This is a genomic window from Gluconacetobacter aggeris (assembly GCF_014174395.1).
Lineage (GTDB): Bacteria > Pseudomonadota > Alphaproteobacteria > Acetobacterales > Acetobacteraceae > Gluconacetobacter > Gluconacetobacter aggeris.
Genome location: NZ_JABEQD010000009.1, coordinates 138724 through 151683, shown reverse-complemented (window position 1 = coordinate 151683; position 12960 = coordinate 138724). Strand labels below are relative to the sequence as shown.

The following is a 12960-nucleotide window of genomic DNA, read 5'->3' as shown; positions in this document are numbered from 1 at the left end:
TGATCCCGCGCAAGGGGGGAGTGGCGCGCCGTTCAGGCCAGGGCGTCTTCGGCCTGGCGGACGATATCCATGGTGCGCAGCAGGCTGGACGGATTGACGCTGATCGAATCGATGCCGATGGCGACCAGGTAGCGGGCGATCTCGGGGTCGTTCGCCGGGGCCTCGCCGCAGATTCCGATCCTGCGTCCGTTGCGGCGGGCGCCGGTGACGGCCAGGCGCAGCATTTCCAGCATGCCGGGGTCGCGCTCGTCGAAATCGAATGCGACGATGTCGGAATCGCGGTCCACGCCCAGCGTGAGCTGGGTCAGATCGTTCGATCCGATCGAGAATCCGTCGAATTCGGCGGCAAAGGAATCGATCTGGATGACGTTGTTGGGGATTTCGCACATCATGTAGACGGCCAGCCCGTCCTTGCCGCGCGCCAGGCCGTTGCGGCCCATCGCGGCCAGGACCTGCTCGGCTTCCGCCACCCGGCGGCAGAACGGCACCATGACGATCAGGTTGGTCAGCCCCATGGCCCCGCGCACCCGCGACAGGGCAGCGCATTCCAGCGCGAAGCCGTCGGCATAGGCCGGGTGGGCGTAGCGCGACGCCCCGCGAAAGCCGAGCATGGGGTTTGCCTCCCGCGGCTCGAACGTCGTGCCGCCGATCAGGGCCGCATATTCGTTGGTCTTGAAATCCGACAGCCGCACGATCACCGGCCGGGGATGGAAGGCGGCGGCGATCGTGCCGATCCCTTCCGACAGGGTGCGGATGAAATAATCGCCGGGCGAGGAGCTGCCCGCCGTGCGTTCGGCGACCCGCTGCCGGTCGTCGGGCGTCAGGCGTTCGGGGTGCGCCAGTGCCATCGGGTGGATGCCGATGGATTCGCTGATGATGAATTCCATGCGTGCCAGGCCCACCCCCGCGCAGGGCATCATCGCCGTGCGGAAGGCCAGTTCGGGATTGCCCAGATTGACCATGATCGGCGTGCGCGGGCGCGGCAGGCTGCCGGCATCGGTGCGGGTGACCGTGAAGGGAATCTCGCCGTCGTAGATCTCTCCGCTCTCGCCCCCCGCGCATGAGACCGTGACGCGCTGGCCCGCGTGCAGGACCCGGGTCGCATCGCCGGTTCCGACGACCGCCGGAACGCCCAGTTCGCGCGCGATGATGGCGGCATGGCAGGTACGGCCGCCATGGTCGGTCACGATGGCGGACGCGGTCTTCATGACCGCCTCCCAGTCGGGATTGGTCGAGGGCGCGACCAGCACGTCGCCGGGCTGGAAGGAGGCGAGTTCGGCACGGGTGGAAATCACGCGGACCGGGCCGCCCCCGATCTTCTCGCCTACGGCCCGGCCGCGCGCCAGCACGGGGCCGCTTCCCGTCAGGGCATAGGTTTCCAGCATGGCGGCGCCCCGGCGCGAGGCCACGGTCTCGGGCCGCGCCTGGACGATATAGAGCCGGCCGTCATCGGCATCTTTCGCCCATTCGATATCCATCGGCACCGGGTGGCCGGCCTGTCGGGAATAATGATCCTCGATCAGCAGTGCCTGGCCGGCCAGGGACAGGGCTTCGGTATCGCTGATGCAGAATTGGCGCTGGCGGTCCGGCGGGGTCGGCACGTTCTGGGTGCGCGATCCGCCGGAGGTCGGCTCCAGGCCCATCGTCAGTTGCTTCCGTCCCAGGACATGCCGCAGCACGGTGCGGTGTCCTTGGCGAAAGGCCGGTTTGTGGACATAGAATTCGTCCGGGTCGATGGTGCCCTGGACGATATTCTCGCCCAGCCCGTAGGCGCCGGTTATCAGCACGATGTCGCGGAAGCCGGATTCGGTATCGAGGGTAAAGATGACGCCGCTGGAGGCGCGGTCGGCATGGATCAGCTTCATGACCCCCACGGACAGGCTGACCTTGAAATGGTCGAAGCCGTTATTGGCGCGATACACGATGGCCCGGTCGGTGAAGAGCGAGGCGAAACAGTGGCGGCAGGCTTCGAAGACCGCCTCGGCCCCGCTGATATTCAGGTAGGATTCGTGCTGGCCCGCGAAGCTGGCCGTGGGAAGATCCTCCGCCGTGGCGGAGCTGCGGACCGCGACGGCGACATCCGGACCATATTGCGCTTCGAGGCGACGATAGGCGTCGGCGACGAGCCGGCGCAGCGTTTCCGTGCCGGTGGCGGCGTAGACCAGTTCGCGCGCCTGGGCCGCGTTGCGGGCCAGCAGGGCGATATCGGTCGGGTCCAGGGGGTCCAGCAGGGCATGCAGGGCCGGCCAGGCGTCTGCCGCGTCCAGTGCTGCGCGATAGGCGCGCGCCGTCAGGACGAACCCGTTGGGCACCAGGATGTCCTGTGTTGCCAGCCCCCGGTACATCTCGCCCAGCGAGGCGTTCTTGCCGCCGACCAGGGGAACATCGCCAAGCCCGATATCTTCGAACCAGCGCAGGGAGTCTGAAGGCTCCGCCATCGCGTCGCTCCTGCTTTTCTGGCCGCGAAACAGCCTCTTACGGCAGGGAAGGTGGGGGGATGGTGACGCCTGCGAACGGGTCGATGCAGGTGATGTGGTCCACGACGGAGACGACCCCCTTCACGTTTTCCGCCGCCACGCGGGCGGCGGTGCGCAGGCGTTCGTCCGTGACGGTACCGTCGAGGTCCACTACCCCGTTCCTGACATCGACATTGATGGTGTTGCGGCCGCCCAGATGCAATGCCGCCTGGTATTCCTTCAGGATGGACTGCCTGATGCTCTGGTCGTCGGATAGGGCAGGCGCGCCGGACATCAGCGGCAGCAAGGCGCGCAGCACGTCGCCACGCGAGACCACGCCCACGAGCTGATCGTTCTTCATGACCGGCAGGCGCCTGATATGGTGCAGCATCAATGTGGCGATGGCATCGCGCAACGGGGTCTCGGGCCCGACGGATACGGGCCGCTGCGACATGATATCGGCAACCTTGCGGCCATGAGTGTGAACATAGTCCTCGGCCTTGTGCCCTGGCGAGCGGAACAGGTCGCCGAGCCATGAATGCCCGGCGGTTTCCAGTTCGCTCCGACGCATGAGGTCGCCTTCGGTGAGGATGCCGACCAGTTGCCCTTTTTCGGTGATGACCGGCAACCCGCTGATTTTGTGCGCCACCATCAGCCGGATGGCGTCCGTGATGGATTGCGTTGGCGCGACACAGATTGCCGGCGAGGTCATGACGTCCTTGACCTGCATGACACGCGGTCCCCGCTGCGGAGTGGCCTGTCGGATATCGGCGGACCACTGCATGAATGTTTTGGGTGCCCCCCTGCGGAATACGCCTGCGGAATACACCCGATGACCCTAGATGCGCGTGTGCCGGCGCCCCTTCAATCGCACGCCGGGATTCGTGATGACGGGCGGCATATCGCATGCAACCGGACACCATGACGGCGTTTAGGGACCATGTTTCCCCGCGACCGACATGGTCAACGGCCCGGCCGGCCTCCTGGGAAGGGAAGACGGAATGACCATTCAGAAGCAGGGTGTGGTTGCCGAGCTTGCGCCGGGCGCGCTGCTCCTGCCCAACCTGGTTGCGGACGGGCTGGCCGCGAATGGCCGCATAAAGTTCGCGCTGAGCTGGCTGCAGGCCGTCGAGGCGTCGGACCGGGACGATCGTGGGCGTTTTGCCGGCCTGGCGGCCGAGCGGACGATGGCCGGGCTGGACCGTGACCCGCTTTATGATGCGCCCGCCCTGCTGGAGCGAACCGGCGACGGTGTCCGGGTGCCGGAGATCGGCGGGGTGATGGCGCGCCTGCGGGACGATCTGTCGCGCATGTGCGCGGCGGTGGAGGCGGGCGCGGGTGCGCGCCTGTTCGACCGTGCGGCGGCCGCCGCATTCCGCGGGCGCGAGGAGACGCTTCGCGCGTCCCTTCATCTGGACGGCGACGTGTTGCCGACGGGCCTGGTCTCGCGGCTGTCGCGCGTTTCGGGCGAGGATGAGGTGTCGTTCCATCTCCTGGTGATGGAGATGCACAAGGCCATCAACGACATCGCCGCCGGCCTGGCGGAGGCCGATGTTGCCGGCGCCCGCGCCTATCTGCTGGGCCCGGCGGACAGGGAGCGCCTGGTCGCCTTCATGCGTGGGCTGAATCGAACGGCGCCGCTGAAGTTCAACCATCCGGGGCTGGCCACCAACGCGATGCGCGACGGCAGTCATATGACCATCCAGAACGATCTGGGCACGACCGACGCGCATGTGCTGATCGCCCGGATCGAAGAGCGCCGCCTGACCATTATCCATAGTGATATTCACAAGCAGCGACTGGATTTTTTCCAGAGGCGCCTGCCCCGGTTTTCGTGGACGGTCTCCAACCGGCGCGCGCGGGGGGGAGAGGATGATGTTTTCCTGGTTACGGTGGGAACGTTCGAGGCCCCCGACCTGGCCACGCTCGATACCGCGCTGGAGGAACTGGGAGCGTCACTGGTCTTTCTCATCGACTGGAACAAGGCGCGGAAAAGCCTGGGCCGTTTCGTCGCGCGACGGGAGGCGGTCGCGATTCTGGACTGGGCCGCCGATCATGAATATGGCCACCGCGCCTATCTGGAAATCGGCGGTGAGGTGGTGATCGAGGATCTGCTGGAAACCGTGTCGCGGATCAGCGGTGTCTCCTATACCTCCCTGGAGCGTGCGCTCGGCCGGGACGAGGCGACGGTATTCCTGCGGGAGACGTTGCGCATCGCCAGCGAGTCCCTGCGCGATGGCCGGTCGCCCTTCGTGATCCGCGATCTGTTGCAGGCGGAATTGATGATGCGCGTGGGCTCCATGGCCGACCGCATTCTTGATGAGGCCGTGGACCATGCCGCGCTGATCCTTGACCTGGGCAACCTGGTGCATGCCACGCTGCTGGACATTGTTGCGGACCCCGCCGGGGCTGCCACGCGGGCCAAGGTCTGGGAAGCCCTTGCCGATCGGCAGGTGGGGCGCATATGCGACCTGTCCCGCGACGGCAAGGTGCGCGCCTGGCGCATGATCGCCTCGGAGGCCGACGATGCGGCCGACACATTCGAGGAGGTGGCGTTTCTTCTGCAATTTCTGCCCCGCGACCTGCCTGTCGGGTTGCGCGAGCGGTTCCTGCTTCTGGTCGAGGGCGCCATCATGGCGGTCAGGGATTATGTCCGTCTGCTGTGCGCGCTGCGCAACGGGCACCGGACCGTCGCGCGGGGGGACATGCGCGCGTTCATGGGGTTGCTCGACCGGCTGCACGAGCATGAGCATGCAACGGACGACATCCAGCGCGGTCTGTTCACGCATCTGATGCAGGCGGATGTCGACGCCCGGCTGTTCCATGTCGCGACCGCCGTGGGCGGCGGGCTGGAGGAGGTGGCGGATGCGTTGCTGAATGCGGGTCGCCTCGTCTCGGATCATGCCGTGGGAGAGTGGTTTGCAACCTGACCCCATCCAGATCATCGAAGCGGGCATATTGCCGCCCCCGGCGGAGGCGCTGTCCCTGCTTGGCGGGAAGGCCTTCAATCTTGTGGTTCTGGCCGCGATGGGCCTGCCTGTACCGCCCGGGTTCGTCCTGCCGACCTCGCTCTGCGCCCAATGGATCGCCGATGGGCCGCCGCCGATGGACGAATTCCGGGCGCGCGTCGCCGGCCCGCTGAGCCGTCTGGAGCAGGCGACCGGCCTGGCGTTCGGCGACGCGCGGCGGCCATTGCTGGTTTCGGTCCGCTCGGGTCCCCCTATCTCGATGCCCGGCATGCTCGATACGATCCTGAATGTGGGACTGACGCGCGCGACCCTGCCGGGGATGATGGCGCTGACGGGCGATCCCCGCCTTGTCTGGGACTGTTATGCGCGACTGGTCCGCTCGTACGGGCAGGTGGTGCATGGCCTGGACCCGGCGCCCTTCGAGGATGCATCGGCAGGGGCCCTGCTGGCAGGGCAGGCGGGGAGCCTGTCCGATCTCGATACCTTGTCCCTGCGCGGCCTGGCGTCGCGGTATCTGGATATTTTCGAGGACCTGTCCGGACGGGCCTTTCCCGATACGCCCATGGAGCAGCTTCTGCTGTCGGTGGATGCGGTGTTCCGGTCATGGGAGTCGGAGCGCGCGAAAACCTATCGGCGGATCAGGTCCCTGACGGACCAGCCTGGGACGGCGGTGACCGTGCAGCGCATGGTCTATGGCAATTCGGGACCGAAATCGGGATCGGGCGTGGGATTCACGCGTGACCCTGCGACGGGCGAGCGGCGGCTTTATCTGGATTTTTCCTTCAACGCCCAGGGCGATGACGTGGTGTCCGGCCGCAGGCGTGTCACCCCCGCCATCACGCTGTCCCGCATCATGCCGCAGGTCGCACAGGGCCTGGAGCATGTCGCCCGGCAGATGGAAGACAGATTCCATGATATGCAGGATTTCGAATTCACCGTGGAAGACGGGCGGCTTTTCCTGTTGCAGACCCGCGCGGGCAAGCGATCCGCCTGGGCGCGGCTGAAGATCGCCGTCGATATGGTGCGCGAGGGCCTGATCGGCGTCGAGGAGGCGCTGCGGCAATTGGACGGGCTGGATTACGCTGCCATCACGCGCCGGAGCGTGGTGGGCGCGCATGGCGATGCGATTGCCAAAGGAACGCCGGCCGGGATAGGTGCCGCGACGGGCGCCATTGTCATGAGCGCGGACGTCGCCCGGCAGTTTGCCCGGCAGGGGCGGCCGGCCATCCTGGTCAGCAATGACCTTCTGACCGAGGATATCGAAGGAATCGCCAGTGCCGAGGGGCTGCTTGCGGCGCATGGCGGCCGTACCAGCCATGCGGCGGTCGTGGCGCGCGAACTCGGCAAGGTCGCCATTGTCGGATGCGCCGACCTGGTGGTTGCGCCCGACCGGAAAAACTGTGTGATCGCGGGAAGGCGTTTCGACAGCGGGGCGGAGATCACGCTCGATGGAGAAAGCGGCAGCATCTATGAGGGACGTATCACAATCGACGAAGTGCGCCCATATGATGAATTGGCGACAGTGGAAAGCTGGATGCGGGCGGGACCCGGCATGCCGCCCGGGATTGCGCTCCCGTCAGGCTAAAGCGTCCCGATGCTGAAAATGCGGGTCTGGGTCGGTCTTGTGTCTGAATATCGCTGAGCCGGTTGGGAAGATTTTAGGGTTCATGTGCTGGACGCACAATATTTCGGGATGGAGATTCCCTGTCGGAAGACGATGACCACCACCATGGGATGCGCCGCATCCTGCTGTCTGCCCGGTGGAATCCAGAGTATGCGCGATGTTTCTGACGACTGTCTTTATCCGCCGGCCCGTGGCGACCATATTACTGAGTGTGGCGTGCATTCTGTGCGGCGTCGTCGGCTATGTCGCGCTGCCCGTCGCAGACCTGCCGAATATCGATTTTCCCGTCATCCAGGTTCAGGCACAGCAGCCGGGAGGCTCGCCCGAGCAGATTGCCAGTTCCATCGCCGAACCGCTGGAGCGGCATCTGGGCAGTATCGCCGACCTGACCGAAATGACGTCCCAGTCCAGCCAGGGGCAGTTGCGCGTCACGCTGCAATTCGCGCTCTCGCGCGACATCAATGGCGCGGCGCGCGATGTGGAAGCCGCGATCCAGGCGGCACGGGCGGATCTGCCGACCACGCTTCGCCAGAACCCGAGCTATTCGAAGGCCAACCCCAACGGGCCGCCATCGCTGATCCTGGCGCTGACGTCGGATACCTACACGCTGCCCCAGCTCTACGATCAGGCGTCCAATCTCATCCTTCCGCGCCTGGCACAGGTGAAGGGGGTCGGGCTGGTGCAGGTCAGCGGCAGCGCCCTGCCTGCCGTGCGCGTCGAGATGAACCCTTTGCCGCTGTACAAATTCGGCATCGGATTCGAGGATATCCGCGCGGCCCTGGCTTCGGCGAATGCTCATACGCCCAAGGGCTTCATCGACCAGGGGGACAGGCGCTTCACGCTGGAGACAAACGATCAGGCCCGGAGCGCGCAGGCCTATCGTGACCTCGTCGTCGCCTGGCGAAACAGCCGGCCGGTACGGCTGACGGATATCGCGCAGGTAGAGGATGGTGTCGAAGACGTGCGCAATGCCGGCTATTTCGACCGCAAGCCCGCCATTGTCGTGCAGGTGTTCATGCAGGCCGGGGCGAATATCGTACAGGCCCTCGACCAGATCAACATGACGTTGCCGCGTCTCCAGGCTTCGCTTCCGCCGGGGATCGACCTGCAGACGGTCATGGACCGTTCGCTGACGATTCGGGCTTCACTGGCCGACACGCGCATGACGCTTGTCCTGTCCGTCCTGCTTGTCGTGCTGACGGTTCTGCTGTTTCTCGGGACATGGCGGACGACATGCGTGCCCGCGCTGGTCATTCCCACGTCCATCATGGGCACGCTGGGGGTGATCAGCATGCTGGGCTATTCGCTCGACAACATGTCGCTGATGGCGCTGACCATCTCGACCGGATTCGTGGTCGATGACGCCATCGTGGTCATGGAGAATATCAGTCGCCATGTCGAGACGGGGACCACGCCCTTTGAAGCCGCTATCCGGGGCGCCGGTGAAGTCGCCTTTACCGTCCTGTCGATTACCCTTTCGCTGATTGCGGTCTTTCTGCCGATTCTCCTGATGGGGGGGATTGCCGGCCGCCTGTTTCACGAATTCGCCATGACGGTTTCGGTCAGTCTTCTCGTTTCCCTGGCATTGTCCCTCAGTCTCACGCCCATGCTCTGTGCGCGGATCGTGCGGGCTGCTTCGCAGACACCGGGGCGGTTCGCGACCCGTCTGGAACAGGTCCATGACAGGGTCTTGCGTGCCTATGCAGGCAGCCTTGAATGGTCGCTGCGTCACCGGCGCATCATGGTGCTGACATTGCCCGCAACGGTCGGGTTGACGATCATGGTCTATACGCAGATGCCCAAGGGCCTCTTTCCCGACGAGGATACCGGCATGCTGCTGGGGCGGGTGATGGGGGACCAGGCCATTTCGTTCCAGGCGATGACCCGCAAGATGGACGAGGCGCAGGCCGCGCTTCTGAAGGACCCGGATGTGGCGGCCGTGGCCGGCTTTCTGGGCGGTCGCGGATCTTCGAACCAGGGGAATATCTTCATTCGCCTGACCGACAAGTCCCGGCGCCCCTATCCGCCCTCGACGACCATCGCCCATCTGAACCGGCGGCTGGCGGGTATGACGGGCGCCCGCTTCTTCGCCCTGCAGCGCGGTGCCATCCGCATCGGCGCGCGGCCCAGCAATGCCGCCTACCAATATACGCTGCAGGGCGACAATCCGGCGGAGCTTTATGACTGGACCCAGAGGCTGACGACCGCACTGACCCACCAGGCGGCCCTTATGGATGTGTCGTCCGACGTGCTGCTGGGCGGGCAGGCGGTGAACGTTGCCATCGACCGGGACCTGGCAGCCAGGATGCAACTGACGCCGCAGCTTGTCTCCAACATGCTGTTCGACGCCTATGGGCAGCGCGCGGCGTCCGTCATCTATAACAGCCTGAATCAATATCGCGTGGTCATGGAGGTCGATCCCCGTTTCTGGCAGGACCCGTCTTCCCTGCGGCAAGCGTGGATCAGCACTTCCGGCGGCAGTCCGCCTGGCGGCACGCAGTCCAATACCGTGCGCGTGCGCATAGCCGCGGCGACGAGTGCTGCGGGCGCGCAGGGCGCGCAATCCTTCCTCAACCAGATCGCCAACACGCTGGCGGGCGGTCGCTCGGCCTCGACCGGATCAGCCGTATCGACCGGCGCGGAAACGATGGTGCCGCTGACCTTCGTCACCCGCACCATTGCGGGTCTGACGCCGCTTGCCATCAACCATCAGGGGCAGGAAGTCGCGACCACCATATCCTTCAACCTGCCGACGGGCGTCCCCCTCGGCCGGGCCATGCAGGTTGTGGAGGCGCAGGTTCTGGCCCTGCATCTGCCCCCTTCGATCCATGGTGCGTTTGTCGGGAATGCCGCGCAGTTGCAGAGTTCCTCCAGCAGCGAGCCGTTGCTGATCGTCGCCGCGCTGGCGGCAGTCTATATGGTGCTGGGCATTCTGTATGAAAGCTACGTCCATCCGCTGACGATCCTGTCGACCCTGCCCTCCGCCGGGGTGGGTGCGCTGGTGGCCCTGTGGGTGTTCGGGGAGGATTTTTCGCTGATGGCCATGATCGGCGTGATCCTGCTGATCGGCATTGTCAAAAAGAACGCCATCATGCTGGTGGATTTTGCCCTGGATGCCGAGCGCGAACGTGGCGTCCCGCCCGAGCAGGCGATGCGTGAGGCCTGCCTGCTCCGGTTCCGCCCGATCATGATGACGACATTCGCCGCCGCACTGGGGGCGCTGCCGCTTATCCTGGGGCATGGCTATGGCGCGGAACTGCGGCGGCCGCTTGGCATCGCGATCATCGGGGGGCTGGCTGTCAGCCAGGCACTGACACTTTATACCACGCCGGTCATCTACCTCTATCTGGGCAGACTGGCGCTATATTGTTCATCCATCCATCGGGCGCGGGAGAAATTGTCCCCGGTAAACATGATGCGATAATCGCCACGGCGTGGGGCCTAGAACGCACCGTACCAGACAATAAGGACCACGCCTGTCAAGACAGCATAAAAAAGAGACGCCAAAGAGGCGGCAAGACGGACATCCATTGTCGTTTCCGGTGGCATAGACCTGTCGGCATCTTCTTCCAAAGCATTGCAATCAAAAAATTAACAAATGCCAATTAGGGCCGCTCAGGCCATTGCTGGTGCTTTCTCCGCGGGTTCTGCTGCTACTATGCCGCCCGTTTCGTCCGGCTGGCGGCCTGACGGGCAACAGCAAGGAGGAGAGACAAGCCAGATGATCTTTCTGTTTCGATGGCCCTGACCGCGCGCGCGCGCCTGCTTCTGGTCGAGGACGACCCGGCGACGGCGGCGTATCTGCGGGAAGGCCTGGCGGAGCATGATATCGATGTCTTTGCCGTCGCGAATGGGCCGGACGGATTACGGCGTGCCCTTTCGGAGCGATGGGACATCGTGATTCTCGACCGGATGCTTCCGGGGCTGGGCGGGCTGGAGATCCTGACCCAGATGCGCGAACGCGACATCATGACGCCCGTGCTGTTTCTGACGACGATGGATGGGGTATCCAGTCGCGTCCGTGGTCTTCGCCATGGCGCCGATGATTATATGATCAAGCCGTTTGCGCTGCGGGAGCTTGTCGCGCGGGTGCAGGTATTGCTGCGCAGGTTCACGCCGAGCCAGCACGTGACAATGCTGTGCGTCGCCGACGTCGCGCTTGACCTGCTGAGCCGGGAGGCCACGAGGCGCGGAGAAAAGATCCACCTGCAGCCACAGGAGCTGAAGCTTCTTGAATATTTCATGCGCAATCCCGGAACGATCATTTCGCGCCGGATGTTGCTGAAGGATGTGTGGGACATGGATTTCCCGGTTCGCACGAATATCGTCGAAACGCATCTCTCCCGGTTGCGGGAGAAGCTGGGACGACATGACAGGCCGCTGATCCATACCATCAAGGGAGCCGGCTATGTGATGAGAGAGTCCGATCTTGAGCCCTAGGCGTGGGATCGCCGCGATCAGGCAGATTGCCGGCACATCCTCTTTCCGGATCGTGACCAGCTTCGTCGGTTTCTTCCTGCTCTCCGGCATGCTGATCACCATCCTGACAGGATTTCATAACCAGCACCTGTTCGAGCGCCAGATCCGCCGGGCGATCACCAACGAAGGCGAGGAGACCTTTGCCGCGGCGGGACAGCCCGATGTCAGCCATTTTCTGCCCGTGGTGAAAGCCCTTGTCAGGAACGAACCTGGATTCTTCTATCTTTTGCAGGACAGGGCACAGATTGTCGTCGCGGGCAACATGCTGCATCTGCGGCCGGTCACCGGACCGCGATGGCTGTCCTGGGCGCATCGGCTGCCCCAGGACGCGCATCGGGTCGCGGTCTATGGCGAGGGATATCGACTTTCTGACGGCGGCTATTACTTTGTCGGGATCGATGCGTCGCAGTTGACACGGCTGAGACATGATCTGTGGAACACGGTCGCCTGGAGTTCCCTCGGCTTCATGACCCTGGGCCTGGCCGGCGGCATGCTGCTGAGCAATGCGGTCCTGAAACGGATCGAGAGCATCAGCATGACGGCGCGCAGCATCATGCGCGGCAATATCGCGCGCCGTATACCGCTGCGCGGGACGGGCGACGAATTCGACCATCTGTCGCAGAGCCTCAATGCGATGTTGGGGCAGAATGAAACCCTGATCGTCAGCCTGCGCCAGGTGTCGAATGATATCGCCCATGACATGCGCAGCCCCCTTTCACGCCTGCGGCACAGGCTGGAGAGGGCAAGGGATCGTGAAGAGACGGTCGATGGGCTGAAAGACCAGATCGATCTTTCGATAGAGGAACTCGACAGGGCGCTGGAGATTTTCGGCTCGCTCCTCGACCTGGCCCAGATCGAGGCCCGGACACAGAGTGACGAGTTCAGCGCGGTGGATCTTGTCGTCCTGATCAGCGAAATGGTGGAGATCTATCTGCCGATCATCGAAGACCATCGGCAGACTCTCCGCGTGACGCACCCGCCTGAGGCGATCGTGACCGGTCAGCCGGTTCTGCTGCGCCAGATGCTCGCGAATCTTCTGGAAAACGCGATTCATCACACACCGCCGGGCAGCACGATCACGCTCGAGGTCTCGATCGGGGAAGGCGGCGTGCAGCTTGTCATTTCCGACAATGGCGGCGGCATTCCCGCAGGCGATCTTGAGCGGGTGTTCGACCGTTTCGTCAGGCTCGATAATAGTCGTTCGGAAGCGGGGAATGGATTGGGGCTCAGCATGGTCCGTGCGATCGTGCATCTGCATGCCGGCACCATCACATTGAGTGATAACGGGCCTGGATTGCGCTGCCTGATCGCCCTTCCATGCGAGAACAGGGCACGCATCCAGGCCGGCCAGTCCGGACCATGATCGACGGGAGCGCGACATCCTGCGGAATCGCCTGGAATCCGCCTCCGTCCTCTTCCGAGCCGATCCCGC

At 64.5% G+C, this 12960-nt stretch carries 7 protein-coding genes; 5 read left to right on the top strand and 2 right to left on the bottom strand.

Annotation, left to right across the window (positions count from 1 at the left end):
• Positions 1 to 32: 32 nt before the first annotated feature.
• Together ppsA and HLH36_RS13465 are read right to left on the bottom strand one after the other, a co-directional pair.
• Positions 33 to 2438, bottom strand: a complete 2406-nt coding sequence (ppsA, locus tag HLH36_RS13470) for a phosphoenolpyruvate synthase (RefSeq protein WP_182986870.1) — start codon at positions 2436 to 2438, stop codon at positions 33 to 35.
• Between the two features lie 37 nt (positions 2439 to 2475).
• Positions 2476 to 3186: a CBS domain-containing protein gene (locus HLH36_RS13465; protein WP_182986869.1), complete on the bottom strand. Its 711-nt coding sequence runs from the start codon at positions 3184 to 3186 to the stop codon at positions 2476 to 2478.
• A 271-nt stretch (positions 3187 to 3457) separates the two neighbouring features.
• Here HLH36_RS13465 and HLH36_RS13460 point away from each other — a divergent pair, with 271 nt between their 5' ends.
• From HLH36_RS13460 to HLH36_RS13440, 5 genes are all read left to right on the top strand, one after another.
• On the top strand, positions 3458 to 5386 hold the full coding sequence (locus HLH36_RS13460; protein WP_182986868.1) for a DUF47 family protein: 1929 nt from the start codon (positions 3458 to 3460) through the stop codon (positions 5384 to 5386).
• Complete coding sequence (locus HLH36_RS13455) at positions 5376 to 7010, top strand: PEP/pyruvate-binding domain-containing protein (protein ID WP_182986867.1); 1635 nt, start codon at positions 5376 to 5378, stop codon at positions 7008 to 7010. The genes HLH36_RS13460 and HLH36_RS13455 overlap by 11 nt, the downstream gene beginning before the upstream one ends.
• A gap of 196 nt (positions 7011 to 7206) precedes the next feature.
• Positions 7207 to 10473, top strand: coding sequence for an efflux RND transporter permease subunit (locus HLH36_RS13450; RefSeq protein WP_182986866.1), 3267 nt, complete (start codon positions 7207 to 7209; stop codon positions 10471 to 10473).
• Between the two features lie 314 nt (positions 10474 to 10787).
• Positions 10788 to 11489 carry a response regulator transcription factor gene (locus HLH36_RS13445; RefSeq protein WP_182986865.1) on the top strand — a complete coding sequence of 234 codons (702 nt, stop codon included), beginning with the start codon at positions 10788 to 10790 and terminating at the stop codon, positions 11487 to 11489.
• A complete protein-coding gene (locus HLH36_RS13440; protein WP_246376823.1) occupies positions 11479 to 12891 on the top strand; it encodes a sensor histidine kinase in 1413 nt (470 codons plus the stop codon). Before HLH36_RS13445 ends, HLH36_RS13440 begins: the two co-directional genes overlap by 11 nt.
• Positions 12892 to 12960: the final 69 nt, after the last annotated feature.